We start from the raw sequence: 26,394 nt of genomic DNA, 5'->3' as shown, positions 1-26,394 counted from the left end.
GAAAGGAACACCCTCCGTGTTCAGCTCGACCGGCTGCGCACACAGGAGAGTGCGAACTCGGTTCGCGGTCCCATCCCCGGATCATCCACCGAATCGCCACGCTCCGTAGCGATATCCCTTCTCAGAAGGCACTGTAACGTTTACCTGGTTGCACAGGGTGACACCAGCCGAATGGGCGCAAGGTCACTCGAATGGCCCAGCTTTGGTCACACCATGTGACGCTTCGGTGAGTCGCCGGTGAGGGTCGCGGCGCAGATCCACCACGGCGAGCAGCAGCGCGATCGTGGTGAATCCCACAGAACACAGCATCGCGAAGGACAGCGCCACCGGATAGTTCTCCCCCGCTGCGGTGATGCCCGCATGGAACACCGAGGCGAGTGCCGCCACGCCGACGGCGGTGCCGATGCGCTGACCGGTCTGCAGGGCACCACCCGCGGCCCCGGCCATGTCGGTGGGCACCCGGTCGAGCGTCAGCGTGGTGTTCGGCGCGATCACCATGCCGCCGCCCAGACCCGCGACGAGCAGCGGGCCGGCCACCGCATACCCGATCGCCGACGGCGCGACCACAGGCACGAGCAGCGCCACCGCACCGAGCCCGGCCGCCACCATCGTCAGGCCGGTCAGGGTCAGGCGCCGTCCCCAGCGCGGCACGAGCCTGCCGGCCACGGCGGCCGACACCGCCGACCCCAGCGCGAACGGCGTCACCATGAGCCCCGACTGCAACGGCGTGTACCCGAGGCCCTGCTGGAAGAACATCGCGAACACCAGCCAGATCCCGGCGAAGCCGCAGAAGTAGACGGCGGCGATCGCCGCGCCGATCGCATAGCCGGGCGTGCGGGTGTAGAGGCGCGGATCGAGCAGCACCGCACGGTCCCGGTGAACCCTGCGGTACTCCCAGCGCACGAACGCCACCCCGAGGACCGCGGCGATCGGGAAGAGCCACCACAGCCGGGCCAGCCCACCCTGCTCCGACTGCACCAGCGGCAACAGCACTCCGAGCACGGCGAGGCCCAGCAGCACGATGCCGAGGGGGTCGAGCTGCTCGCGCAGGGACCGCCCGCGAACGGCCCTGCGGCGAGGCAGCAGCCGGGCCGCGAGCACCAGCGCCACCACCCCGATGGGCACGTTGACGAAGAACACCCAGCGCCAGCCGTTGTCCGCGCCGAACGCGGCGATGATCAACCCGCCCAGCACCGGGCCGACGGCGGTGGAGAGCCCCACGATGGTGCCGAACATGCCGAAGGCCTTGCCCCGCTCGGCACCACGGAACAACGTCTGGATCAGGCCCGTGTTCTGCGGCGTGAGCATGCCGGCCGCGCAGCCCTGCAGCAGCCGGGCGACGACGAGCATGGTTTCGCTGGTCGCCGCACCGGCCAGCGCGCTGGTGAGGACGAAGCCCGACAGCGCGATGAGGAACATCCGGCGCCTGCCGAGCGCGTCGCCGAGCCGCCCGCCCGAGACCAGGACGAGGCCGAAGGTGAGCGCGTACCCGGCGACCACCCACTGGGCGCCTGCCACCGACGCTCCCAGGCTGCGCTGGATGGAGGGCAGTGCGACGTTGACGATGCTCACGTCGAGCAGGGTCATGAACCCGGCGGTGAGGGTGACCGCCAGTGCACGCCAGCGGCGCGGATCCGGATCGGCGGTGTCGGAGACGGTCACCCGTCCACGGTATTGAGCACCGCCGTCACGTGCTCGCCGTGATCCCCGGGATGCCTTTCAGCTCACCGATCAGCATGGAGCTGACCTTGACCGGGTAGTCGTACAGCGCGAACACCGTCTCCCGCTGCCTGCCCAGCAGCTTGAGCCGCACCGGAGTCTCGCCCCGGTGGGCCTGCAGGGTCTGCTTGAGCTCGGTGACGACGCTCTGGTTGAGCTTCTCCGCCGACGCCAGCAGCATCAGCGGCGGCTCGTCGTCGCCGACGGTGACGTCGCTGAGGTCGAGCGGAACGAGGCCTCCGCCGAAGACCGACATCCTGTCCTCGCGCCAGTTGACCCTGCCCTTGACCACCACGGCGTTGTCCTCCACCAGGTCGGCGGCGAAGAGGGCATAGGACTTGGGGAAGAACAGCACCTCCAGCGCGGCGTCCATGTCCTCCACCGTGCAGATGGCCCACGGCTCGCCCCTCTTGTTCACCCGCCGCTCCAGCGAGGTGATCAGCCCGGCGATCTCGATCTCGCCCTCCTTGGGCGGGTCGGCCAGGATCGCCGCGATGGGCCGTTTGGCGTGCTTGCGCAGGATCCGTTCCGCCCCGTCGAGCGGGTGCGCCGAGACGTACAGGCCCAGCATCTCCCGTTCGTAGGCGAGCAACTGCTTGCGCGGGTACTCCTCGTCGTCGAACTTCAGATGCGCCAGCGGCGAGGACGACGACGCGGCGGCGGTCTCGTCGCCGCCGCCACCGAAGAGGTCGAACTGGCCCATCGCCTCCTGCCGCTTGAGCGGCACCACCGCGTCCACCGCGTCCTCGTGCTGGCGGATCATCGCCAGCCGCGCGTGGCCCAGCGAGTCGAACGCGCCGGCCTTGATGAGCGACTCCAGCACCCGCTTGTTGCACACCACGAGCTCCGACTTGTCGAGGAAGTCGGTGAACGAGGAGTACTTGCCCTTGCCCTGGCGGGTCTTGATGATCGAGTCCACCACGTTGGCGCCGACGTTGCGCACGGCGCCGAGACCGAAGCGGATGTCGTCGCCGACGGCCGCGAAGCGCTGGCCGGACTCGTTGACGTCCGGTGGCAGCACCTTGATGCCGAGCCTGCGGCACTCGGACAGGTACACCGCCGACTTGTCCTTGTTGTCACCCACCGACGTCAGCAGGGCCGCCATGTACTCGGCGGGGTAGTTGGCCTTGAGGTAGGCGGTCCAGTACGCGATCAGGCCGTACCCGGCGGCGTGACTCTTGTTGAACGCGTACCCGGCGAAGGGCAGGATCGTGTCCCACAGCGCCTGGATGGCCTCGTCGGAGAAGCCGCCAGGAACGGCGTCGCTGTTCTTCATCCCCTCGTGGAAGCCCTCGAACTCCTTCTCCAGGACTTCCTTCTTCTTCTTGCCCATCGCCCTGCGCAGCACGTCCGCGCGGCCCATCGAGTAACCGGCGACCTTCTGCGCGATCTGCATGATCTGCTCCTGGTAGACGATCAGGCCGTACGTCTCGGCCAGGATGTCCTTCAGGGGCTCTTCCAGTTCCGGGTGGATGGGTTTGATCTGCTGGCGTGCGTTCTTGCGGTCGGCGTAGTCGTTGTGGGCGTTCATGCCCATCGGGCCGGGCCGGTACAGCGCCAGCACGGCGACGATGTCCTCGAAGCCGGTCGGCTGCATGCGGCGCAGCAGGTCGCGCATCGCGCCGCCGTCGAGCTGGAACACGCCCAGCGTGTCGCCGCGGCCGAGCAGCTTGTACGCCTCCGGATCGTCGAGGCCGAGCCGGTCGAGGTCGATCTCCTCGCCGCGGTTGGCCTTGACGTTGTCGATGGCGTCGCCGATGACGGTGAGGTTGCGGAGCCCGAGGAAGTCCATCTTCAACAGGCCGATGGCCTCACACGACGGGTAGTCCCAGCCGGTGATGATCGAGCCGTCGTCGCGCTGCCACAGCGGAATGGCCTCCATCAGCGGCTCGCTGGACATGATGACCGCGCAGGCGTGCACGCCCGCGTTGCGGATCAGCCCCTCCAGCCCCCGCGCGGTCTCGAAGATCGTCTTGACCTCGTCGTCGGTCTCGACCAGCGAGCGCACCTCGGCCGCCTCGGCGTAGCGTTCGTGCTCCGGGTCGACGATGCCCGCCAGCGGGATGTCCTTGGCCATGATCGGCGGCGGCAGCGCCTTGGAGATCCGGTCGGCGATGGAGTAGCCCGGCTGCCCGAAGTGCACGCGCGCGGCGTCCTTGATGGCGGCCTTGGTCTTGATGGTGCCGAACGTGATGACCTGCGCGACGCGGTCGGCGCCGTACTTCTCGGTGGCGTAGCGCACCATCTCGCCGCGGCGGCGGTCGTCGAAGTCGATGTCGATGTCGGGCATCGACGAGCGCTCGGGGTTGAGGAACCGCTCGAACAGCAGCTTCTGCGGGATCGGGTCCAGGTTGGTGATACCGAGCGCGTAGGCCACCAGCGACCCGGCCGCAGAGCCGCGGCCGGGACCGACCCGGATGCCCACGCTGCGGGCGTAGTTGATGAGGTCGGCGACGACCAGGAAGTAGGAAGGGAAGCCCTTCTGCGCGATGACGCCGAGCTCGAACTCGGCCCGCTCGACGTAGCCGTCCGGGACGCCGTCGGGAAAGCGCCACTCCAGGCCCTTCATCACCTCCTGGTGCAGCCAGCTCGCCTCGTCGTGGCCCTGCGGCACGGCGAACTTCGGCATCCGGTCGCGGTGCGCGTAGACCTCCTCGTACGACTGCACCCGCTCGGCGATCAGCAGCGTCGTGTCCGCGGCGCCCGGGACCTCGGAGTCCCAGTACTCGCGCATCTCCGCCGCCGACTTGAGGTAGTAGCCGTCGCCGTCGAACTTGAACCGGTTCGGGTCCGACAGCGTCTTGCCCGACTGCACGCACAGCAGGGCCGAGTGGGAGTCGGCCTGGTCCTTGGTGACGTAGTGCGAGTCGTTGGTGGCCAGCGGGCGCAGGTTCAGCTGCCGCCCGATCTCCAGCAGTCCCTCCCGCACCGACCGCTCGATGGGCAGGCCGTGGTCCATCAGCTCCAGGAAGAAGTTGTCCTGGCCGAAGATGTCGCGGTAGTCGGCCGCCGCCTTCAGCGCCTCGTCCTTCTGCCCCAGCCGCAGCCGCGTCTGCACCTCGCCGGAGGGGCAGCCGGTGGTGGCGATGATGCCCTCGGCGTTCTCCGCGATCAGCTCGCGGTCCATGCGGGGCTTGCGGTAGTAGCCCTGGATGCTGGCCAGCGACGAGAGCTTGAACAGGTTCCGCAGCCCGGTGGCGTTCTCCGCCAGCATCGTCATGTGGGTGTAGGCACCGCCACCGGAGACGTCGCCACCCTCGCCGAACTCGTCGGCACCGCGCTGGTTCGACTGACCCCAGAACACCGGCTTCTTGTGGAAGCGGCTCTCCGGCGCGATGTAGGCCTCGATGCCGATGATCGGCTTGATGCCCGCCTTCTTCGCCTGCTGGTAGAACTCGTCCGCGCCGTACATGTTGCCGTGGTCGGTCATGCCCACCGCCGGCATCTCCAGCCGCGCCGCCTCCGAGAACAGCGGCGCGATCTTGGCCGCGCCATCGAGCATCGAGTACTCGGTGTGCACGTGCAGGTGAACGAAGGAATCGTTCGACACCAGCGGAAACCTCCCCAATGATCGGCAGCGACCGACGCGCGAACTCCGGACCCCCTACCCTAGACCGCGCCCCCGACAGAACCCGAGCAGACACGACGACGAGGCCGGGGCGGGCGCACAGCCGTCGTCAACCGAGGCGGCGAATGGTTCACTGCTCCCATGACACGTGACGAGGTGCCCCGGCTGCGTTACGCCGTGGGCTCGGACGTCGGGCGGCGGCGCAGCGCCAATGAGGACTCCGCGTACGCCACCGCACGCGTGCAGGCCGTGGCCGACGGCATGGGCGGGCACGTCGCGGGGGAGGTCGCGAGCGCGGAGGCGATCGCCGCGATGCGGGAGCTCGACGAGCGGCTGCCCGGCCCCGCGGAGAGCGGCGAGGACGGCGGCCAGGAAGCCGCCGACCTCGACCTGCTGCACGAGCTGAGCGAGGCGGTGGCCGGCGCGGCCGGGCGGCTCGACCGGCGCGTCGCCGACGACGAGGAGCTCGCCGGGATGGGCACCACCCTCACGGCGATGCTGTGGCAGGGCGCCACGTTCGGGCTCGCGCACATCGGGGACTCCCGCGGCTACCGGCTGCGGGGCGGGGAGCTGGAGCAGCTGACCAAGGACCACACGATGGTGCAGTCCCTCGTCGACGAGGGCCGCATGCCGCCCGAGCTGGCGGCGCGCCACCCCAGCCGTTCGGTGCTGCTCCGGGCCCTGATGGCGGGCTCGGCGGGTGAGCCCGACCTGTCCGTGCACACCGCCGAGCCCGGCGACCGTTACCTGCTGTGCTCCGACGGGCTCACCGACGTCACCACCGCCGAGGAGATCGCGGAGGTGCTCGGCGAGGCCGCCGAGCCCGGTGACGTGGTCGGCCGCCTCATCGAGCTGGCCAACGAGGGCGGCGGCCCCGACAACATCACGTGCGTGGTCACCTTCGTCGACGAGCCGCCCACCGAGTAGGAGCCGCGACGCTCCCCAATGCGGCATTGGTGGCACTCAACTTCCCCAATGTGGCATTCGTTGCGTCCAACGCTACGAATGCCACATTGGGGAGCTTGGGGCGCCGGCGAGGGGTGCCGGTGCGTCAGCCGGTCAGGAGGTGTGGGCACTCCTGCGGTGCCACAGCCTCCTGCGGTGACCCCGGCCGCCCGCCGGCTCGCCCGCGTCCTGGCGGGGCGGCTCGGTGGTCGCACCGGGCTCGGCGGTCTGCACGACCTTCTTGCGGGCGGGCAGGACGGCCACGAGCAGGCTCGCCACGGCGCCACCGAAGTTCAGCCAGTTGTCGGCGGTGTTGAGGGCCAGCGGGTTGCCGAGGCCGGACACCGGGTTGTCGGCGAACACGCCGGTGATCGCGAGCCCCCACACGACGAGCAGGCCGAGGCCGGCGAACATCAGCCAGCCGAACGTGCGGGACACCCCCGAGTTCAGCGCCGCGATGAGCCCGAGCACACCGACCACGAGGTACACCACACACAGGAACGGGTTGATCGAGAAGTTCCACAGCGTGCTGTGCGTCGGATCGGCGAAACCGCCGAACCCGGTGATCGTCAGCCCGATGATGCCGAAGGCAAGGAACACGAGCCCGATCAGCAGGGCCAGCGCCTGCACCGGCTGGAACCCGGCGGCCTTCACCCGGGTTTGCACTGGACGATCCATGATCGCCTCCTCGAATCCGGATCGTGACTACCGTCACTTCTGTCCGGATTACCCTTCGCGACCGCACGGGAAACGCGGAAGGCACCTACCCGAACGGGTTACGGTCAGCGGATGGCGCTGGGCGTGTGTCTGCTGTTCGACGGCCGTTCGGAGCGCGCGCTGCGGAACCTGTGGCACCGGCTGGAACAGCACGGCCTGCCCACCCTGGCCTCGCACACGCACGGCAGGCACCACCCGCACCTGTCGTACGTGGTGCTGCTCGACTGGGATCTCGACGCCGTCCGCGCGAGCGTCGAGTCGCTGCCGGTGGGCGGCCCGTTCGAGCTGACCTTCGACGCCGTCACCGCGTTCCGGCGCGGCCGGGTGGCGCTGGTGCCCGGCGTGCCCGCCGAGCTCGCGAGGCGCCAGCAGGCCGTGGTGCAGGCCGTCCGCGCCACGGGGGCACTCGTGCACCGGCACTACGAGCCCGGGCGCTGGCTGCCGCACTCGTCCCTCGTCACCCGCGCCGCCACCGACCTGCTGCCGCAGGTGGCCGCCGCGGCCTACGAGGTGCTGCCACTGACCGTGCGGGTCACCCGCGCGGCGCTCGTCGACAGCGCGGAAGGCAGGCTCTGGCCGCTGGACACGCTGCCATGAGCCCTACGACGACAGGCAGGTCACCGGCACCCTGTGCACCGCGTTGTTGGCGAATCCGCCCCGGTTCCACGGCTCGGTCTCGGGCTGGGTGCCCTCGGCGTCGGCGGCCCGCACCGCCAGCACGTGACTGCCCGGTTCGGCGCGCCAGCGCGCCGTCCAGCGGCGCCACGCCCAGCGATGGCCGTGGTCGGGTTCGAGGTCGGCGGGCCGCCACGTGGCGCCGCCGTCGGTGCTGACCTCGACGCCGCGCAGCGGCGCCCTTCCCGACCACGCTCTGCCGGTCAGCTCGACCGGCCCCGGCCGCACGATCCGGTGCCGGGACTGGAAGTCCGGGAACCCGGGCGGCACGAGCAGCGCCCTCGGCGCGATGCGCGCCACCGGGGCGCCGGGCTCGTCTGGCTCCTGCCGCGTCCGGTAGGCCACCGTGTTCTGGAACCCGGTGAACGGCGTCGCCGACACGGTGATCTCCCGCAGCCACTTGACGTGCGCCATGCCGTACCAGCCGGGCACGACCAGCCGCACCGGATAGCCGTGCTGTGGTGGCAGCGGTGCGCCGTTCATGGCGTAGGCGAGCAGCACGTCCTCGCCGAGCGCGTCGGTGACGGAGAGCCCACGCTGGTAGTCCTGCTCCACGCCGCGTTCGACGCCGTGGTCGGCGCCGGTGAACACCACGTCGACGGCGCCGGGGCCGACCCCGGCCCGCTCCAGCACGGCCCGCAGCGGCACCCCCGTCCACTCCGCGGTGCCCACGGCCTCCACCAGCCACGGCTGGCTGACCGGGCGGGGCGTCAGCTGCGCCCTGCCGTTGCCCGCGCACTCCATCGTGACGCGCACGGTACGGGAGGGCAGGGAACGCAGGTCGTCCAGCGTGAGCGTCAGCGGCGTGCCGACCTCGCCGGAGATCTCCAGGCGCCAGCCTTCGGCGTCGAGATACGGGATGTCGTAGTGCACGAGCAGGTAGTGCAGGCCGGGCGGGGTGAGGTCGTGGCGCAGGCTCTCCAGGGGCAGGCCGTGGTTGCGGGCGGCGAGCGCCAGCTCCTCCATGCTGATGCCCTCCGCGGCCTCGGCGAGTCTCGCGGGCGCGCTGACGGCACTGAGGTCGGGCTGCGGCGTGTTCATCGGGACAGCATGCGCCCCCGGTGCCCGGTCAGTCGACCTCCTCGCGCGGCACCGACCAGGTGTCGCATGCGGCCACCGTGGTGGCCGCGTACCCGGTGCGCGCCCAGCGCAGCTGCGTCGCGCTGGTGCCGTGGGTGTCGCTGTCGATCCAGTTGCGGAAGTCGGAGACGGCGGCGTCGGCATCGTCGGCGGTGATCGAGCCGCGCCCGGCGACGCTCGCGAAGAACATGCCGGCCAGGCAGTTGGCCTGCAGCTCGACCCGCCTGCTGAGCTCGCGGTCCTCGGGCCCGTCCTCCGGGAAGCCGGCGAGCTGCCGGTTGGCCGCGCCGAGGATGCCGCTGACCTGCTGCAGGTGGTGGCCGTACTCGTGGGCCACCGTCGCCAGATGCGGCACCGGCCGCTCGCCGAGGGCGTCCAGTGTGCGGGCCCGGGGCAGGTAGATGGTGCCGTCGACGTCGCAGTACAGGCCGGTCGCCTTCGAGGCGGGCGGCAGGTCGCCGCACGCGGTGTCCGGGTCGTCGGCGAGCACGAGGCCGACCCGCGCGACGGGCGCGCCCGCCTCCTCCAGCACGGGCCGCCACGCCCGCTCCAGGCAACGCAGCTCGGCCCGGTAGTACGCGCGCAACGCCGTTTCCCCGACGGCGAACGGCGGCAGCGCGCACGTGGTCCGAGGCGGGGCAGTACCCATCGTGAGCAGCGGCACCTCGGCCGGGCTCTCCGGCCGCACCCGCTCCGGCCCGCCCGTGTCCCCCGCGGCCACCGGTGGGTTCCCGGCCTCGTCCGGATCGCCACGCAGTGTCGTGACCACCGCGACCAGACCGGCCATCAGCAGGAGGGTCACGGCGACCGGAAGGCCTCTGCGCAGGGTCCGCGAACGAGACGCCCGCCGCGGACGTTCCGCTGGTACCGGCTGCTCGGTGGACTCCCACAGCGACAGGGGCAGGTCCTCGATGAGGGGGTCGGGCGACGCCGCGTCACGGGGGCGGGGCCCCAGGTGGTCGCCAGCGTCCACAGTTTCCTTCACGATGAGTAGTCGGCTTCGCAGCAAGCAGAATAATCGCCAACCCGCGGCGGTCACGGTCACGAAACGAGAACATGCCGTGACCGTGACCGCCGCGTTCACTCAGAGTGATCCCCTCCTCCAGGGGCCGGTGATGGCGAACGTGATGCCCGGGCTCTGCGCGTTGACGAACAGCCAGTTGCCGCGCTTGGGCTCGAAGGTCGAGCCGCACCACTCCGAGCCGGAGTAGTCGCCGGGAGCCACGGACTTGCCCGGCACCCCACCCTCGGGAATCACGACCTGGTTCAGCGCGAACGGGAAGATCTCGCCGTCGGTGGTGAGCCCGTGCAGGTACTCGCCCTCACTGCCGTCCTCGCACAGCACGATGCCACCGCGCGGGCTGACGCAGATGTTGTCCGGGTTGTTCAGCACGGAGGCGTCCGGGGAGGCGAAGAGCACCCGCATCCGTTCCGTCCTCGGGTCGTACTCGAACACCTGGCCCTGGCCGGTGGGGCCACCGCTGGTGGACACGACGTACACGCGGTCGTTGCCCCACCAGGCGCCCTCCAGCCTGCGGAAGACGGCGGCGCCGAGCGCCGCGCCCTGCTCGGCGGGCCGCGTCTCGCCCGGCGCGTAGTCCGGGTTGGGCACTGTCACCCACGACGTGCGGTACTCGGTGCCGGTGCCGTCGGCGTAGGTCGAGTAGGAGGAACCGTCAGCGGTCCGCACGACGAGCATCTGCAGCTCACCGCCCGCGGCGAGCGTGCCGCGCCGCTTCGGCAGGTAGCGGTAGAAGCCGGACGGGGTGGCGTCCTCGGTGAGGTAGACGATCCCGGTGCCCGGGTCGACGGCGACGGCCTCGTGGCTGAACCTGCCCATGCCCCTGAGCGGCTCCGGGTTGCCGGGCCCGTCGAAGGGCACCTCGAACACGTAGCCGTGCCGGGTGCCGTCCGGGCCGATCTCGGTGGTCTCCTCGCAGGTCAGCCACGTGCCCCACGGCGTGGGTCCGCCCGCGCAGTTGCGGATCGTGCCCGACAGGCTGGCCCATGACTCGGTGAACTCGCCGGCGTCCGGGTCGAACACGAGCGTCGTGGTGCCGCCCCTGGCCGCCGGGTTGTAGGCGGGCTCGGTGAACGCGCCGCCGTAGCCGCCCAGCTCGTGGTTGCGGACGAGGGCGATCCTGCCGTCAGGCCTGCGGAAGGCGGCCATGCCGTCGTGCGCGCCCGGCGTCGGGGCGCCGTCGGACATGGCATCACCGGTCCAGCCGTAGCTGAGGTACTCGAAGCCCTTCGGCAGCCGGAGCAGTTCGAGACCGGTCGTCTGGTCCCTGACCGGGGCCAGCGGGCCGTAGTCGGGGCTGAATCCCCGCTTGGTCAGCGGCGCGGCACCCGCCGTGCGAGCACCGAGCGCGTCGAGCGGGCCGAGCGCGGCGAGGGTCGCCGCGGTGACGCCCGCGCGCCTGAAGAAGTCTCTGCGGTCGAATCCGGTGGGGGCGATGTCGGTCACGCCAGTTCCTCCCGTCGTCTGGGAACGGGAGGGACGCTAATGACCGATTATTCCGATCCGGCCGCCCTCGCGCGGACGGCCGGGGAACCCTCGATGAACACGGTGGGCGCAGCAGGGTTCGAACCTGCGACCCCCTGCTTGTAAGGCAGGTGCTCTTCCGCTGAGCTATGCGCCCGGGTGGCGGCACGGATGCCGCCGGATGGTTCAGCCGAGTTCGGCGATCGCCTTCTTCCACGACTCCTGGTCACGCGGCTCGCCGGGCTGGTTCACCTCGGCGAAGCGCACGATGCCCTCCTTGTCGATGAGGAAGGTGCCGCGCAGCGCGAGACCGGCCTTGTCGTTGAAGACGCCGTACTTCTGCGCCACCTCGCCGTGCGGCCAGAAGTCCGACAGCAGCGGGAACTGGTACCCCTGCTGCTCCGCCCACGCCTTCAGCGAGAACGGGGTGTCCACGGACACGCCGAGGATCTGCACGCCGTCGTTGTCGTACGTGGCGAACTCGTCGCGCAGCTGGCACAGCTCGCCCTGGCAGATCCCGCTGAACGCGAACGGGTAGAACACCAGCAGCACCGGCTTGTCCCCACGGAAGGAGGACAGGGTGACTTCCTGCTTGTTGTAGTCGTTCAGCGTGAAGTCCGGGGCCTGGGTACCGACCTCAACCGCCATACCGAGTAATCCTCCCGCCAGGTCATCCGACCATCGGAAAACGATGCGTGCCGGACAACCCTATCGCGGGCACCCGCTGGCCACACCCGCCCTCACGTGCCGGATGGGGGCGTCAGCGACGTGATTTGGACCTCGGTACGAGCCGTGTCGCCATCCACGCCTCCCCCACGCTGAGGTTGGAGGTCTGCGACAGGCCCACCGTGGGCACCGCCTCGGCGATCTCGCTGGGTTCGACGTGCCCCGGCTGCCCCGTCTTGGGCGTCAGGACCCAGATCACGCCGTTCTCCTCCAGGGGCGCCCGCGCGTCGACCAGCGCGTCACCCAGGTCGCCGTCGCCGTCTCGCCACCACAGCAGCACGACGTCGATGACCTCGTCGGCGTCCTCGTCGAGCAGCTCACCGCCGGTGTGCTCCTCGATGGCCGCCCGCACGGCCTCATCGACGTCCTCGTCCCAGCCGATCTCCTGGACCACCATGTCCGGCTTGATCCCGAGCCTCTCGGCGACGCTGTGCTGATCAGCGTCTCCCGCGGCGACCACGACTTCACTCCTCCAACTACAACGGTGTGCGGCACGTCACGTTTTCCGGCTGCGACGACCGGCACCTTTCGTACACGGATGGGCTTAGCGAACACTGGCGCGGCGCATGGCGCAACCGTCCACACCGGATCGTCGGCAACTCGTGTCTCGCAGCGTAGGAGTGCGGGGTCTCCGGCGCGAGTGAAATGCCCCTCCCGGGCGCAGGGGCGTCCCCTTACCGAGGGCTCTGAACTAGGGTGGGAGGGAAGCTCCGCCCGGGGCTTCAGCAGGCCAAACGCCGCGCGGAAGGCGAGTCGAAGGTTACCGTCGAGTAGCGGTGACGCCAGCCGCGAATGCGACGACGATGGCAGGCGAAGCACACAAACGAAGCGACACACGGCGAGGAGATCCCTTGGCCCCCCAGAACGAGAAGGCCGAGCGCGGCGCCGGTAACAGCACCAGCGGCGTCCCCGGCCAGGGAGCCCCGGCGCGCGTCCGCGTCATCCGTGACGGACTGGCGGCGCACCTGCCCGACATCGACCCGGAGGAGACGGCCGAGTGGCTCGACTCCTTCGACGCCGCGCTGGCCCGGGGCGGCCAGCAGCGCGCGCGGTACCTGATGCTCAGGGTGCTGGAACGAGCTCGCGAACGCAACGTGGGCGTACCACCACTGACCGCGACCGACTACGTCAACACGATCCCCACGGAGAACGAACCCTGGTTCCCCGGTGACGAGGAGATCGAGCGGCGCTACCGCGCCTACATCCGCTGGAACGCGGCCGTCATGGTGCACCGCGCCCAGCGGCCCGGGGTCGGCGTCGGTGGCCACATCTCCACCTACGCCTCCTCGGCCGCCCTCTACGAGGTGGGGTTCAACCACTTCTTCCGTGGCAAGGACCACTCCGGCGGCGGCGACCAGATCTTCATCCAGGGGCACGCCTCCCCCGGCATCTACGCCAGGGCGTACCTGGAGGGCAGGCTCACCGCCGACCAGCTCGACGGCTTCCGCCAGGAGTACTCGCACGCCGGGGAGGGCGGCGGCCTGCCGTCGTACCCGCACCCCCGGCTGATGCCGGACTTCTGGGAGTACCCGACGGTGTCGATGGGCATCGGCCCGATGAACGCCGTCTACCAGGCGCGGTTCAACCGCTACCTGCACTCGCGCGGCATCAAGGACACCAGCGACCAGCACGTCTGGGCGTTCCTCGGCGACGGCGAGATGGACGAGCCCGAGTCGCGTGGCCTCATCCACGTCGCCTCCGGCGAGGGCCTGGACAACCTGACCTTCGTCATCAACTGCAACCTGCAGCGCCTCGACGGCCCCGTCCGCGGCAACGGCAAGATCATCCAGGAGCTGGAGGCCTACTTCCGCGGTGCGGGCTGGAACGTCATCAAGGTCATCTGGGGCCGTGAGTGGGACGCGCTGCTGCACGCCGACCGGGACGGCGCGCTCGTCAACCTGATGAACACCACCCCCGACGGTGACTTCCAGACGTACAAGGCCAACGACGGCGCCTACGTCCGCGAGCACTTCTTCGGCCGCGACCCGCGGACGAAGGACCTCGTGCGCGACCTCTCCGACGCCGACATCTGGAACCTCAAGCGCGGCGGCCACGACTACCGCAAGGTCTACGCCGCGTACAAGGCGGCGCTGGAGCACCACGGCCAGCCGACGGTGATCCTGGCGCACACCATCAAGGGCTACGGCCTCGGCCCGGCGTTCGAGGGCCGCAACGCCACGCACCAGATGAAGAAGCTCACGCTCGACGACCTGAAGCTGTTCCGGGACGCCCAGCGCATCCCGATCAGCGACGAGGAGCTCGAGCGCGACCCGAAGCTGCCGCCGTACTACCACCCGGGCACCGAGTCCGCGGAGATCGAGTACATGATCGGCCGCCGCAAGGCGCTCGGCGGCTTCCTCCCGGAGCGCAGGGCCAAGTCCAAGCCGCTCGTGCTGCCCGGCGACAAGGTCTACGAGGCCGTCCGCAAGGGCTCGGGCAAGCAGGAGGTCGCCACGACGATGGCGTTCGTCCGGCTGGTGCGCGAGCTGGCCAAGGACGCCGAGATCGGTGGCCGGATCGTGCCGATCATCCCGGACGAGGCCCGCACGTTCGGCCTCGACTCGATGTTCCCGACGGCCAAGATCTACAACCCGCAGGGCCAGACCTACACCTCGGTCGACGCCCAGCTGATGCTGGCCTACAAGGAGTCCGAGCAGGGCCAGTTGCTGCACGAGGGCATCAACGAGGCGGGCTCGACGGCGTCGTTCACCGCCGTGGGCACGTCCTACGCCACGCACGGCGAGCCGATGATCCCGATCTACATCTTCTACTCGATGTTCGGGTTCCAGCGCACCGGCGACGGCCTCTACGCGGCGGCCGACCAGATGGCGCGCGGTTTCGTGCTCGGCGCCACCGCGGGCCGGACGACGCTCACCGGCGAGGGCCTGCAGCACGCCGACGGGCACTCGATCCTGCTGTCGGCGGCCAACCCGGCGGCGGTGACCTACGACCCGGCGTGGTCGTTCGAGATCGCGCACATCGTGCGCGCCGGCCTGCACCGGATGTACGGCGAGACCGGGCCCCACGGCAACGGTGAGAACGTCTTCTACTACATCACCGTGTACAACGAGCCGTACCAGCAGCCTGCCGAGCCGGAGAACCTGGACGTCGACGGCCTGCTGAAGGGCCTCTACCGCTATGCGGAGGCGCCCGCGGGCGACGGCCCCGAGGCGCAGATCCTGGTCTCCGGCGTCACCATGCCGGACGCCCTGCGCGCGCAGGAGATGCTGCTCGAGGAGTGGGGCGTGCGGGCGGCCGTCTGGTCGGCGACGTCGTGGACGGAGCTGCGCAGGGAGGCCGTCGAGGTCGACAGGGACAACTTCCTGCACCCCGACGACAGCCCGCGCGTGCCGTACGTCACCGAGGCACTGCAGGGCGCTCAGGGTCCGATCGTCGCGGTGTCCGACTGGATGCGCGCCGTGCCGGACCTCATCCGCCCGTGGGTCCCCGGCGACATGCTCACCCTGGGCACGGACGGGTTCGGGTTCTCCGACACCCGCCCGGCGGCGCGCCGGTACTTCCTCGTGGACGCCCAGTCGATCACGGTCGGTGTGCTGTCGATGCTCGCCCGCCGGGGCGAGATCGACAAGGCCAAGGTCGGCGAGGCGGCGCGGAGGTACCAGATCCACGACGTCACCGCGGCAGGCCCGCAGACGTCCGACTCCGGCGTCGCCTGACGCCCGCCTCGCCCGAAGCTCCCCAATGCGGCATTGGTAGCGCTGAGCGCTACGAATGCCGCATTGGGGAAGTTGAACGCTACGAATGCCACATTGGGGAGCTTTGCCTGTGACGAAACGCCGCCTGCCCCGGCCCGCAGAACTCGCACAGATCCTGCGGCCCAAGCCGTTCGTGCTCAATCCGACGGACCGGCGGCTCGCGGCCGCGCACACCATCGGCGACCTGAGAACGATCGCCCGCAAGCGCACCCCGCGGGCGGTGTTCGACTACACCGACGGCGCCGCCGAGCTCGAGGACAGCCTCCGCCGCGCCCGGCAGGCGTTCCGCAGCGTGGAGTTCCGCCCGAACGTCCTGCGCGGCGTGTCCGATGTGGACACCAGCGTGGAGGTGCTCGGCCAGCGCAGCGCCCTGCCGTTCGCGTTCGCGCCCACCGGGTTCACCCGGATGATGGGGTACGAGGGCGAGCCGGCCGTCGCGCGCGTCGCGCAGCGCACCGGCATCCCGTACTCCCTGTCCACCATGGGAACCACGTCGATCGAGGACGTCGCCGAGGCCGCCCCCGGCGCACGCAGGTGGTTCCAGCTCTACGTCTGGCGCGACCGCGGCGCCGGGCAGGAACTGATGCGCCGCGCCTGGGACTCCGGCTACGACACGCTCATGCTCACCGTCGACACCCCGGTCGGCGGTGCGCGCATGCGCGACATCCGCAACGGGCTCACCATCCCGCCCGCGCTCACCCTGCGCACGTTCCTCGACGGCGCCATGCACCCTTCCTGGTGGTTCAACCTGCTCACCACCGAGCCGCTGACGTTCGCGTCGCTGTCGGCGTGGGGAGGCACCGCGCAGGAGCTGATCAACAAGATGTTCGACCCGACGCTCGCCTACGACGACCTGGCCTGGGTGCGGGAGAGCTGGCCCGGCAAGCTGGTCGTCAAGGGCGTCCAGAACCCCGACGACGCCCGCGACGTCGTCAAGGCGGGCGCCGAGGCCGTGGTGCTGTCCAACCACGGCGGGCGGCAGCTCGACCGCGCGCCCACGCCACTGGAGCTGCTGGCGCCGACGCTGGACGCCGTCAACGGCGACGCCGAGGTGTGGCTCGACACCGGCATCCTGTCCGGCGGCGACATCGTGGCGGCGATGGCCATGGGCGCCGACCTGTGCCTCGTCGGCCGCGCCTACCTCTACGGGCTCATGGCGGGCGGCGAACGCGGTGTGCAACGCGCCGTGGACATCCTCACCACGGAGATCGTCCGGACCATGCAGCTGCTCGGCGTGCGCTCGGTCGGTGAGCTGCACCGAGGGCACGCCGTGCTGCGTTGACGCAGGTAGATGCACCACGAACGGGTGAGATCACTGGCGTTCGATGATCCACTCGGTCCATAGTGGAACTACCGGTGGGGACCGGGGAGACGAGGCCGCCCGACGCCGCGAGAACCGCAGCGCGTCGGGCGGTCTCGTATGTTGCGAGGACCTCCGCCGTAGGATCGAAACCACGATGCCCACTCCGAAACGGCACGGTCTGTCGGCCAGGACCCTGCGGGAACTCGAGCGCGCCTCCGGCCGCCTCGCCAAGGCGAGCGTGGCGGCCATGGAGGAACGGCTGCCGTGGTTCGGCCGCATGCCCGCCGACCAGCGCGCCAGTGTCCTGCTCATCGCCCAGACCGGCGCCGGGGGGTTCGTCGGCTGGCTGCGGGACTCGCAGGAGGCACTGAAGCTCACCACCGAGGCCTTCCGGTCCGCGCCCCGTGAGCTGTCGCGCTGGATCAGCCTGCGCCAGACCGTCGAGCTGGTGCGGCTGGCGATCGAGGTGTTCGAGGAGCAGCTGCCCGCCTTCGCCGCCGACGACGCCGAGCGCGCCGCGCTCACCGAGGGCATCCTGCGCTACGGCAGGGAGGTGGCCTTCGCTGCGGCCAACTCCTACGCCGCCGCCGCCGAGGCGCGCGGCGCGTGGGACGCGCGGCTGGAAGCGCTGGTCGTGGACGGCATCGTGCGTGGCGACGCCGAGGAGTCGGTGCTGTCCAGGGCCGCGGCGCTGGGCTGGGACCCGGCCGCCGAGGCGACCGTGCTGGTGGGCAACCCGCCCTCCGACGACCCGCCCACCGTGGTGTTCGAGGTCCGCAGCCGGGCGGCACGCGCGGGCAGGGCGGTGCTGCTCAGCGTGCAGGGCTCCCGGCTGGTCGTGGTGGTCGCGGGACCGACCGAGGGCGAGGGCAAGGAACGCAGCATCCTCCCGGTGCTGTCCACCGCGTTCGCCGAGGGCCCGGTGGTGGCCGGGCCGACCGTGGCCGGTCTCGCCGAGGCCCACCACAGCGCCGTCGAGGCGCTGTCCGGCCTGCGCGCGGTGGTCGGCTGGCCGTCGGCGCCGAGGCCCACCCGCTCGGCCGACCTGCTGCCCGAGCGCGCGCTGGCCGGCGATGCCGAGGCCGAGCGCCAGCTCATCGAGGGCATCGCCCGACCGCTGGAGGACGCGGGGCCCGCGCTGCTGGAGACCATCGAGACCTACCTGGAGACCGGCGGCGTGCTGGAGACCTGCGCGCGGCAGCTGTTCGTGCACCCCAATACCGTGCGCTACCGGATGCGCAAGGCGGCGGAGCTGACCGGACGGAACGCGAGCGATCCTCGCGACGCGCTGGTGCTCCGCATCGCCCTCACGGTCGGCAGGCTGGCCCGCGCCAGGGGGCTCTGGTAACGCACGCCACACCCCCATGGGTCGGTTGCCCCATCCGGGGTGCGTGCGATTGGGGTCTTCCACCGATGTGAGCGGCGCGCGTGCCCACCTAGCGTCGCCATGACCGGCACCCGGCACCCCAAGCTCGAACTCGGGGAACGCGGCCGGACTCAGCGAGCCGGCTTCCTGGCCACGAAGGAGCACGAGAATGACCACCCAGCACATCGAGACCCTGGTCATCGGCGGTGGCCAGGCGGGCCTGGCCACGGCCTACCACCTGAAGCGGCTCGGGCGGGAATGCCTGGTCGTCGACGCGGGCGAGCGCATCGGCGACAACTGGCGCCGCCACTGGGACTCGCTGACCCTCTACTCGCCTGCCAAGTACGACGGCCTGCCGGGACTGCCGTTCCCCGGTGACAAGTGGCGTTTTCCCGGCAAGGAGGAGGTCGCCGACTTCCTCGAGCGCTACGCCGTCCACCACGACCTCCCGGTGCGGCTGCGAACCAGCGTGGACCGGCTCACCGCTCGCGACGGCGGCGGATTCGTCGCCCACCTCGGCTCGGCGACGATCGACTGCGACAACGTCGTGGTCGCCACGGGCACGTTCGGGCGCACGCCGAACGTGCCGGCGTTCGCCGGAGGGCTCTCCCCGTCGATCCGGCAGTGGCACTCCACCGGCTACCGGAACCCGCGGCAGCTCGCGCCCGGCCCGACCCTCGTCGTCGGGGCGTCGCACACCGGCTGCGACCTGGCCTACGAGATCGCCGCCGACCGCCCGACGATCCTGGCCGGTCCCGATCGCGGCCAGGTTCCGCTGCACTGGGACTCGCCACTGTTCAAGGTCGCCATCCCGATCATCGTCTTCGCGTGGTTGCACGTGCTGACCCGGCGCACGCCGATGGGCCGCAAGCAGTTCGCGGCGGTCCGCGGACACGGAGCCCCGATGCTGCGGGTGAAGCGGCAGCATCTCGCCGAGCGCGGCGTGGAACGCATCACCGAGAAGGTCACCGGGGCCTCCCCTGACGGGCGGCCGGTGCTCGCCGGTGGCCGGGTCCTCGACGTCGCGAACGTGATCTGGTGCACCGGCTTCCGCCAGGACTTCGGCTGGATCGACCTGCCGATCACCGGTGAGGGCGGCTGGCCGGACGAGTACCGCGGCGTGACCGAGTCGGTACCCGGGCTCTTCTTCTGCGGACTCGCCTTCCAGTACGCCTTCGGTTCGATGGTGCTGCCCGGTGTCGGCCGCGATGCGGCGTACGTGGCCCGGCACATCGCCGACCGGGCGCGGAACCGGGCAGACGCCCCGGCGCCCGCCCGGTAGCCCGCGGCCGTGCGCGCCGCGGAAGCCGCTGGTCACGGGGCACCGGCCGAGTATCCTGACACGGCGACCGACGGCCCTGCGGGCCCGGGGAGTGATGCGCCGATGGGTGTGCTGGAAGACCTGGAAGGGGCGCGGCAGGCGTACGAGCGCCGCGAGTGGGTTTCGGCTTACCAGCGGCTGTCCGGGGTGGACTCCGCCGAGCTGCGCGGCGACGACTTCTCGGCGCTGGCGATCACGGCGTTTCTGCTCGGCCACCGCAACGACTGCGTCCAGGCGCTGCAGCGCGCGTACCAGGTCAACCTCGACGCCGGCGACACGCGCGCCGCGGTGCGGTCGGCGTACTGGCTGACGCAGGTGCTGTGGATGGGCGGGGAGGTGGCGATCGGCAACGGGTGGCTCGCCCGCGCGGAACGGCTGCTCGACGACCTCGGGGAAGACGTCGTCGAGCGCGGCTACCTGCTGCACGAGGCGATGCTGCGGCACGTGATGCGGGGCGAGTTCGCGCAGGCCGCCGAGCTCGCCCCGCGCATCACCGGCTACGGCAGGCGGTTCGCCGACGCCGACCTGGTCGCGATGGGGTTGCACTCCGAGGGCCGGCTTGCCATCTACGGCGGCGAGGTCGCCATGGGCCTGCGGCTGCTGGACGAGGCGATGGTCGCGGTGGTCGCGGGTGAGGTCGGCCCGATGTTCGCGGGGGCCATCTACTGCTCGTCGATCGAGATGTGCCAGGAGATCTCCGATTTCGGCCGCGCCGGGGAGTGGACGCACGCCCTCACCGGCTGGTGTGCCGCACAGCCAGGGCTGGTCGCGTTCACCGGCCAGTGCGCGGTGCACCGCGGGCAGCTGATGCGCCTGCACGGCGCGTTCGGCGACGCCGTCCGGGAGTTCGAACGGGCGGCCGAGCGGTACGCCGCGACGGGCGGCGGCCCCGCCGTCGGCATGTCCCACTACGAGCGCGGAGAGGCGCTGCGGATGCGGGGCGAGTACGGCGCGGCCGAGGCGGCGTACGACCTGGCCGCCCAGTGTGGCCACCCGGCCCAACCCGGCCAGGCGCTGCTGTGGCTGGAACGGGGCCGGACGGCCGCCGCGGCCGCCGCGGTCCGGCGGCTGCTGACGGAGCGCGCCGATCCCGTGCACCGGTCGCAGGTCCTGCCCGCGGCGGTCGAGGTGCTGGTGGCGGCCGGCGACGTGGACGCCGCGCACACCGCGGCGGAGGAGCTGGCCGGGATCGCGTCGGCGTTCGACTGCACGGCGTTGCGGGCCGCCGCCGGGTACGCCGCGGCGTCCGTCGCCATCGCCCGAGGGGAGGCGGAGAGTGCGCTCGCGGGGGCGCGCCGGGCCGCCGACACCTGGCGGAGGCTCTCGGCGCCCTACGAGGTGGCGCGGTGCACGGTGCTGGTCGGCCGGGCACTGCGGCTGCTGGGTGACGAGTCCTCCGCGGTGGCCGACCTGGCCGCCGCCCGGCGCGCTTTCGCCGGCCTCGACGCGGTGCCCGCCGAGCGAGCGGCCGCCGCGTTGCTCGTCGAGGCGGCGGCACCCGGAGGACTCAGCCCGCGTGAGGTGGAGGTGCTGCGGCTGGTCGCGGCCGGCCGCAGCAACCCGCAGATCGCGGCGGAGCTGACACTGTCGGAGAAGACGGTGTCCCGCCACCTGTCCAACATCTTCACCAAGCTCGACGTCGGCTCCCGCACCGCGGCGGCCGCGTTCGCGTTCGAGCACCGGCTGGTCTGACGTCGCCCGCGGCCAAACTGCGCGTATCCGACAACGCTGACACGTCGACCCGGGTGAAATCCACGTCACGTTTGTAGCCCGCCTACAACATCATGGGGCGGACTGTGTGTCTCCCCAGCATCCCGGCAGCCCCTCCCCGGCGTGTTCCCTTGAAGGGTGATCGCCCTCCTCTGCCCCGGACAGGGCTCCCAGGCTCCCGGCATGCTCACCCCCTGGCTGGAACTCGACGGCACCCGCGATCGCGTGCGGCGCTGGTCGGAGGCCGCCGGGCTGGACCTGCTGCGCCTCGGCACGGAGGCCGACGCCGAGGAGATCCAGGACACCGCGGTGACGCAGCCGCTCATCGTCGCGCTGTCCCTGCTTGCCCACGAGCACCTGCCCTCGTCGGTGCCCGCCGACGCGCCCGTGGCAGGGCACTCCGTCGGCGAGCTGGCCGCCGCCGCGGTCGCCGGTGTGTTCTCCGCCGACGACGCCGTCGCGCTGGCCGCCGCGCGGGGCGCCGAGATGGCCAAGGCCTGCGCGATCGAGCCGACCAGCATGGCCGCCGTGATGCTCGGCGAGCCGGAGCGCGTCGTGGCCTGGCTGCACGAGAACGACCTGGAGGCGGCCAACCAGAACGGCGCGGGCCAGATCGTGGCGTCCGGCTCCCGGGAGGCGATCGAGCGGATCGTCGCCGAGCCGCTGGAGGGCACCAAGGTGCGGCCCCTGAAGGTGGCGGGCGCGTTCCACACTCGCTACATGGCTCCGGCGGAGTCGGCGCTGCGCGAGCACGCCGCCCGCATCACGCCCGCCGACCCGGTGCGCCCGCTGCTGTCCAACGCCGACGGCGCGGTGGTGAACAGTGGCCGTGAGTATCTCGACCGGCTGATCTCGCAAGTGACCAGCCCGGTGCGCTGGGATCTCACCATGCGCGGGCTCGCGGGCCTCGGCGTCACCGGCACCGTGGAGCTGCCCCCGGCAGGCACGCTGACCGGCCTGGTCAAGCGCGAGCTGAAGGGCACCGTGACGAGCCTGGTGGCGCTCAAGACGCCGGCGAACCTGGAGGACCTGCGATGAGCACGAACCGGCCCGCGCTCGCGCTGCGGCAGGGCCCTGCGGCCACCCGGGTCCTCGGTGTGGGCAGCACCCAGCCCGACCGCATCGTCACCAACGACGACCTCGCGGCCTCCATGGACACCAACGACCAGTGGATCCGCGAGCGGGTCGGCATCGTCGAGCGCCGGTTCGCGGGCGAGGACGAGCGTCTTGTCGACATGGCGGTCACGGCCGGGGCCAAGGCGCTGGCCGACGCGGGCACCGATCCCTCCGAAGTGGACACGGTGATCGTGCCGAACTGCACGATGCCCTCCCCCATCCCCAACGCCGCCGCCCAGGTGGCCGACCGCATCGGCATCAGCGCGGCGGGCGCGTTCGACCTCAACGCCGCGTGCGCGGGTTTCTGCTACGGCCTCGGCGTGGCCTCGGACCTCATCCGCGCGGGCTCGTCGGGCAAGGTGCTGGTGATCGGCGCCGAGAAGCTCACCGACGTGGTGGACCCCGCCGACCGCTCGACGGCGATCATCTTCGCCGACGGCGCGGGCGCGGCGCTGGTCGGCCCTTCCGACGAACCCGGCATCGGCCCCGTGGTGTGGGGCAGCGCGGGCGAGTCCGTCGACATGATCTACATGCGCGAACACCGCTACATCTACCAGGAGGGCCAGTCGGTCTTCCGGTGGGCGACCACCCAGATGGCTCCCGTCGCGATCAGGGCGGTGGAGGCGGCCGGGCTCGAGCTGTCCGATGTGGACGTGCTCATCCCCCATCAGGCGAACCTGCGCATCGTCGAGGCCATCGCCAAACGGCTGCGCGCCAAGGGCGCGCGCGACGACCTCGTGGTCGCCGACGACATCCGCTACTCCGGAAACACGTCGTCGGCGTCCATCCCGCTCGCGCTCGACCACATGCGGGCGGCGGGCACCGTCAAGAGGGGCGACATCGTGCTCATCGTCGGGTTCGGTGCCGGCCTGTCGTACGCGGGCCAGGTCATCGTCTGCCCGTGACATCCGTGACCCCGGCGGGCGTTAGGGTCCGTCACAACAGCAAGCCCTGAAATCAGGAAGGAAGCACCAGTGGCAGACAAAGCAGAGATCCTTTCCGGCCTCGCCGAGATCGTCGAAGAGGTCGCCGGTGTCGCTCAGGACGACGTGACCTCGGAGAAGTCGTTCGTGGACGACCTGGACATCGACTCGCTGTCGATGGTCGAGATCGCCGTGCAGGCCGAGGACAAGTTCGGCGTCAAGATCCCGGACGACGAGCTGGCGAACCTCAAGACCGTCGGGGACGCCGTCGACTACGTCGCGGCGAACTCCAAGTAACCGGCGAAGCAACTTCGCCTGCACACCTCGGGGAGATGCAATGAGCAACATCGACGTCGTCATCACCGGGCTCGGCGCCACCACGCCGCTCGGCGGGGACGTCGCGTCCACGTGGGACGGGCTGCTCGCGGGCCGCAGCGGCGTCCGCGCCATCGAGGCCGACTGGGTCGAGAAGTTCGACCTGCCGGTCAAGATCGGCGCCTCACTCGCCGAGGAGCCGACCGAGCGCATCCCGCGGGTGCAGGCCCGCAGGCTGGACCGCTGCGAGCAGGTCGCGCTCATCGCGGCCCGCCAGGCGTGGGCCGATGCCGGTTTCGCCGAGCAGACCGAGGACCACACGGACGTGGAGCCCGAGCGGCTCGGCGTCTCCATCGGCTCCGGCATCGGCGGCCCGGTCACCCTGCTGACGCAGGACGACCAGCTGGAGGAGCACGGCATCCGCAAGGTGTCGCCGCTCACCGTGCCGATGCTCATGCCCAACGGCCCCGCGGCACACGTGGGGATCGACCTGCTGGCCCGCGCCGGAGTGCACTCGCCCGCCTCGGCGTGTGCCTCCGGCGCGGAGGGCATCGCCACGGGCTTTCAGATGATCCAGTCCGGCCGGGCCGACGTCGTGGTGGCCGGCGGCGCCGAGGCCTGCATCGCGCCGATCACCATCGCCGGGTTCGCCCAGTCGCGGACCGTCTCCACCCGCAACGACGACCCCGAGCACGCGTCGCGCCCGTTCGACACCGAGCGGGACGGCTTCGTGCTGGGTGAGGGTTCGGGTGCGGTGGTCCTGGAGCGGGCCGACCGGGCGCAGGCGCGCGGCGCGAGGATCTACGCGCGGCTCAGCGGGTGGGGCATCACCTCCGACGCCTACCACATCACGGGCAACCACCCGGAGGGCATCGGTCAGATCGCGGCGATGACCCACGCGATCCAGATGGCCGGGCTGACGTCGGCCGACGTCGGCCACGTCAACGCGCACGCGACCTCCACCGTCGTCGGTGACGTCGGCGAGGCGGCGGCCATCCGCAAGGCGATCGGCGACCACCCGGTGGTGACCGCGCCGAAGAGCGCGCTGGGCCACCTGGTCGGCGGCGCGGGCGCGGTCGAGGCGATCACGACGATCCTGTCGATCCACCACGGGATCGTCCCCGCGACGCTCAACCTCGAGAACCTCGACCCCAAGGTCGAGCTCGACGTCGTCGCGGGCGAGCCGCGCAAGGCCCAGCTCACCGCGGCGATCAGCAACTCCTTCGGCTTCGGCGGCCACAACACGGCTCTGCTTTTCACCGCGGCGTGATGCCAGGGTGGTGGGATGACCGCCCTGGCGCCCACCACCCGGCCCGCATCGCCGGAGCTCGATCCCCGTGATCCCGTGCTCCGGGTCGGCGCCCTGCTCGACCCCGGCACGGTGGTCCCGTTGCGACCGGCGGACTCCAGCGGCGTCTACGCCGCGCGGGGCCGCGTCGACGGCACGCCGGTCGTCGTCTACTGCACCGACGCGGGCCGCATGGGCGGCGCCATGGGCACCGAGGGCTGCAGGCACATCGTCGACGCCATCGACACCGCGGTGCGGGAACGCTGCCCTGTGCTCGGCCTGTGGCATTCCGGCGGTGCCCGGCTGGCCGAGGGCGTCGAGGCGCTGCACGCCGTGGGCCAGGTGTTCGCCGCCATGGTGCGGGCGTCGGGGCGCGTCCCGCAGATCTCCGTCGTACTCGGCGCCGCCGCGGGTGGCGCGGCCTACGGGCCGGCGCTCACCGACGTCGTCGTGCTCGCTCCCGCGGGCCGGGTGTTCGTCACGGGGCCGGACGTGGTGCGCAGCGTGACCGGCGAGCACATCGACCAGGAACAACTCGGCGGCGCCGAGGCCCATGGCAGGAAGTCCGGTGTCGTGCACGTCGTCGCCGCGTCCGAGGCCGACGCCTTCGCGCGGGCGCGGCGGCTCACCGGGCTGCTCGGGCGGCCGGGACTGTTCGACCCCGCCGCCGTGCGCGACGAGCCGGAGCTGCGGGCCCTGCTGCCCGACCGCCCGCAGCGGGCCTACGACATCCGGCCTGTGGTGTGCGGTGTCGTCGACGGCGGCTCGTTCGAGGAACTGCAGCCCCGGTGGGCGCCGAACCTCGTGACGGGACTGGGCAGGCTCGGCGGGCGCGCGGTCGGGGTGCTGGCCAACAACCCGCTGCGCAAGGGCGGCTGTCTCGACTCGCTGGCCGCGGAGAAGGCGGCCCGGTTCGTCCGGATGTGCGACGCGTTCGGCGTGCCGCTGCTGGTGCTGGTGGACGTGCCCGGCTACCTGCCGGGCGTCGACCAGGAGTGGGGCGGGGTCGTGCGCAGGGGCGCGAAACTTCTGCACGCCTTCGGCGAGGCCGTGGTGCCGAGGGTGACGCTGGTGCTGCGCAAGTCCTACGGCGGCGCCTACATCGCGATGAACGCGCGGTCGCTGGGGGCCACGGCGGTGTTCGCGTGGCCGGAGGCGGAGGTCGCGGTGATGGGTGCGCGGGCCGCCGTGGGCGTGCTGCACCGCCGCGCGCTCGCCGCCGCGCCGGAGGACGAGCGCGAGGCGCTGCTGGCCCGGCTGGTCGCCGAGCACGAGCGGGTCGCGGGCGGGGTCGGCAGGGCACTGGAGATCGGCGTGGTGGACGCGGTGATCGAGCCCCGCCACACGCGCCGCGTCGTGGCGGAGGCGCTGGCCGCCGCGCCCGCGGGCCGCGGTCACCACGGCAACATCCCGCTGTGACC

Annotated in this window: 20 protein-coding genes and 1 tRNA gene; 12 read left to right on the top strand and 9 right to left on the bottom strand. The window is 71.4% G+C overall.

Features of this window, described 5'->3' with window-relative positions; all coding sequences use genetic code 11:
- Positions 1-183 precede the first annotated feature (183 nt).
- On the bottom strand, positions 184-1,662 hold the full coding sequence (locus BAY60_RS13115; RefSeq protein WP_245992477.1) for an MFS transporter: 1,479 nt from the start codon (positions 1,660-1,662) through the stop codon (positions 184-186).
- Positions 1,663-1,687: 25 nt separating this feature from the next.
- Entirely contained in the window at positions 1,688-5,269 is a 3,582-nt protein-coding gene (gene dnaE, locus BAY60_RS13110; RefSeq protein WP_112281219.1) for a DNA polymerase III subunit alpha, read from the bottom strand.
- A 159-nt stretch (positions 5,270-5,428) separates the two neighbouring features.
- Here dnaE and BAY60_RS13105 point away from each other — a divergent pair, with 159 nt between their 5' ends.
- Positions 5,429-6,214: a PP2C family protein-serine/threonine phosphatase gene (locus tag BAY60_RS13105; RefSeq protein ID WP_112281218.1), complete on the top strand. Its 786-nt coding sequence runs from the start codon at positions 5,429-5,431 to the stop codon at positions 6,212-6,214.
- A 132-nt stretch (positions 6,215-6,346) separates the two neighbouring features.
- On the opposite strand, the gene BAY60_RS13100 is transcribed toward BAY60_RS13105, so the two are convergent.
- Positions 6,347-6,910: a DUF4383 domain-containing protein gene (locus BAY60_RS13100; RefSeq protein WP_112281217.1), complete on the bottom strand. Its 564-nt coding sequence runs from the start codon at positions 6,908-6,910 to the stop codon at positions 6,347-6,349.
- A 111-nt stretch (positions 6,911-7,021) separates the two neighbouring features.
- Here BAY60_RS13100 and BAY60_RS13095 point away from each other — a divergent pair, with 111 nt between their 5' ends.
- Positions 7,022-7,546 (top strand): 2'-5' RNA ligase family protein, encoded by a 525-nt coding sequence (locus BAY60_RS13095; RefSeq protein WP_112281216.1) that lies wholly within the window; start codon positions 7,022-7,024, stop codon positions 7,544-7,546.
- Positions 7,547-7,549: 3 nt separating this feature from the next.
- Here the strand turns inward: BAY60_RS13095 and BAY60_RS13090 are convergent, their stop codons facing one another.
- The 6 genes from BAY60_RS13090 to BAY60_RS13065 all read right to left on the bottom strand — a co-directional run bounded on the left by BAY60_RS13090 (position 7,550) and on the right by BAY60_RS13065 (position 12,375).
- The gene (locus BAY60_RS13090) at positions 7,550-8,665 is read right to left on the bottom strand and encodes a sulfite oxidase (RefSeq protein WP_112281215.1); all 1,116 of its coding nucleotides are present in this window, start codon (positions 8,663-8,665) and stop codon (positions 7,550-7,552) included.
- 28 nt (positions 8,666-8,693) lie between these two features.
- Positions 8,694-9,677, bottom strand: coding sequence for a neutral zinc metallopeptidase (locus BAY60_RS13085; protein ID WP_112281214.1), 984 nt, complete (start codon positions 9,675-9,677; stop codon positions 8,694-8,696).
- A 111-nt stretch (positions 9,678-9,788) separates the two neighbouring features.
- Entirely contained in the window at positions 9,789-11,171 is a 1,383-nt protein-coding gene (locus BAY60_RS13080) for a PhoX family protein (RefSeq protein ID WP_211330316.1), read from the bottom strand.
- A gap of 103 nt (positions 11,172-11,274) precedes the next feature.
- Positions 11,275-11,346: transfer RNA gene (locus tag BAY60_RS13075), tRNA-Val, on the bottom strand.
- A 29-nt stretch (positions 11,347-11,375) separates the two neighbouring features.
- Positions 11,376-11,837, bottom strand: a complete 462-nt coding sequence (locus BAY60_RS13070; protein ID WP_112281213.1) for a peroxiredoxin — start codon at positions 11,835-11,837, stop codon at positions 11,376-11,378.
- 112 nt (positions 11,838-11,949) lie between these two features.
- Positions 11,950-12,375: a DUF3052 domain-containing protein gene (locus BAY60_RS13065; protein WP_112281212.1), complete on the bottom strand. Its 426-nt coding sequence runs from the start codon at positions 12,373-12,375 to the stop codon at positions 11,950-11,952.
- 391 nt (positions 12,376-12,766) lie between these two features.
- On the opposite strand from BAY60_RS13065, the gene aceE reads away from it, so the two are divergent.
- The 10 genes from aceE to BAY60_RS13015 all read left to right on the top strand — a co-directional run bounded on the left by aceE (position 12,767) and on the right by BAY60_RS13015 (position 26,392).
- Positions 12,767-15,592: a pyruvate dehydrogenase (acetyl-transferring), homodimeric type gene (gene aceE / locus BAY60_RS13060; protein ID WP_112281211.1), complete on the top strand. Its 2,826-nt coding sequence runs from the start codon at positions 12,767-12,769 to the stop codon at positions 15,590-15,592.
- Positions 15,593-15,701: 109 nt separating this feature from the next.
- On the top strand, positions 15,702-16,913 hold the full coding sequence (locus tag BAY60_RS13055; protein ID WP_112281210.1) for an alpha-hydroxy acid oxidase: 1,212 nt from the start codon (positions 15,702-15,704) through the stop codon (positions 16,911-16,913).
- A gap of 175 nt (positions 16,914-17,088) precedes the next feature.
- Positions 17,089-18,282, top strand: coding sequence for a PucR family transcriptional regulator (locus BAY60_RS13050; protein ID WP_112281209.1), 1,194 nt, complete (start codon positions 17,089-17,091; stop codon positions 18,280-18,282).
- A gap of 187 nt (positions 18,283-18,469) precedes the next feature.
- Positions 18,470-19,582: a flavin-containing monooxygenase gene (locus BAY60_RS13045; protein WP_112281208.1), complete on the top strand. Its 1,113-nt coding sequence runs from the start codon at positions 18,470-18,472 to the stop codon at positions 19,580-19,582.
- 102 nt (positions 19,583-19,684) lie between these two features.
- Positions 19,685-21,313 (top strand): LuxR C-terminal-related transcriptional regulator, encoded by a 1,629-nt coding sequence (locus tag BAY60_RS13040; protein WP_112281207.1) that lies wholly within the window; start codon positions 19,685-19,687, stop codon positions 21,311-21,313.
- Between the two features lie 156 nt (positions 21,314-21,469).
- Positions 21,470-22,369 (top strand): ACP S-malonyltransferase, encoded by a 900-nt coding sequence (locus tag BAY60_RS13035; RefSeq protein WP_170160396.1) that lies wholly within the window; start codon positions 21,470-21,472, stop codon positions 22,367-22,369.
- A complete protein-coding gene (locus BAY60_RS13030; protein WP_112281205.1) occupies positions 22,366-23,352 on the top strand; it encodes a beta-ketoacyl-ACP synthase III in 987 nt (328 codons plus the stop codon). The genes BAY60_RS13035 and BAY60_RS13030 overlap by 4 nt, the downstream gene beginning before the upstream one ends.
- Positions 23,353-23,421: 69 nt before the next feature.
- Positions 23,422-23,667: an acyl carrier protein gene (locus BAY60_RS13025; RefSeq protein ID WP_112281204.1), complete on the top strand. Its 246-nt coding sequence runs from the start codon at positions 23,422-23,424 to the stop codon at positions 23,665-23,667.
- A gap of 40 nt (positions 23,668-23,707) precedes the next feature.
- Positions 23,708-24,955, top strand: coding sequence for a beta-ketoacyl-[acyl-carrier-protein] synthase family protein (locus BAY60_RS13020; RefSeq protein WP_112281203.1), 1,248 nt, complete (start codon positions 23,708-23,710; stop codon positions 24,953-24,955).
- A 15-nt stretch (positions 24,956-24,970) separates the two neighbouring features.
- A complete protein-coding gene (locus BAY60_RS13015; protein WP_112281202.1) occupies positions 24,971-26,392 on the top strand; it encodes an acyl-CoA carboxylase subunit beta in 1,422 nt (473 codons plus the stop codon).
- Positions 26,393-26,394 lie beyond the last annotated feature (2 nt).

Origin of the sequence: Prauserella muralis, from assembly GCF_003202285.1 — a bacterium.
GTDB lineage: Bacteria > Actinomycetota > Actinomycetes > Mycobacteriales > Pseudonocardiaceae > Prauserella_B > Prauserella_B muralis.
This window is presented reverse-complemented; position numbering and strand designations above follow the sequence as displayed.

Bases quoted from the DNA above. Each gene is read 5' to 3' on its own strand.
- BAY60_RS13100 (WP_112281217.1), bottom strand. From the start codon at position 6,910: ATGGATCGTCCAGTGCAAACCCGGGTGAAGGCCGCCGGGTTCCAGCCG.
- BAY60_RS13040 (WP_112281207.1), top strand. From the start codon at position 19,685: ATGGGTGTGCTGGAAGACCTGGAAGGGGCGCGGCAGGCGTACGAGCGC.
- BAY60_RS13045 (WP_112281208.1), top strand. From the start codon at position 18,470: ATGACCACCCAGCACATCGAGACCCTGGTCATCGGCGGTGGCCAGGCG.
- BAY60_RS13030 (WP_112281205.1), top strand. From the start codon at position 22,366: ATGAGCACGAACCGGCCCGCGCTCGCGCTGCGGCAGGGCCCTGCGGCC.
- BAY60_RS13050 (WP_112281209.1), top strand. From the start codon at position 17,089: ATGCCCACTCCGAAACGGCACGGTCTGTCGGCCAGGACCCTGCGGGAA.
- BAY60_RS13095 (WP_112281216.1), top strand. From the start codon at position 7,022: ATGGCGCTGGGCGTGTGTCTGCTGTTCGACGGCCGTTCGGAGCGCGCG.
- BAY60_RS13020 (WP_112281203.1), top strand. From the start codon at position 23,708: ATGAGCAACATCGACGTCGTCATCACCGGGCTCGGCGCCACCACGCCG.
- BAY60_RS13070 (WP_112281213.1), bottom strand. From the start codon at position 11,837: ATGGCGGTTGAGGTCGGTACCCAGGCCCCGGACTTCACGCTGAACGAC.
- BAY60_RS13090 (WP_112281215.1), bottom strand. From the start codon at position 8,665: ATGAACACGCCGCAGCCCGACCTCAGTGCCGTCAGCGCGCCCGCGAGA.
- BAY60_RS13105 (WP_112281218.1), top strand. From the start codon at position 5,429: ATGACACGTGACGAGGTGCCCCGGCTGCGTTACGCCGTGGGCTCGGAC.
- BAY60_RS13015 (WP_112281202.1), top strand. From the start codon at position 24,971: ATGACCGCCCTGGCGCCCACCACCCGGCCCGCATCGCCGGAGCTCGAT.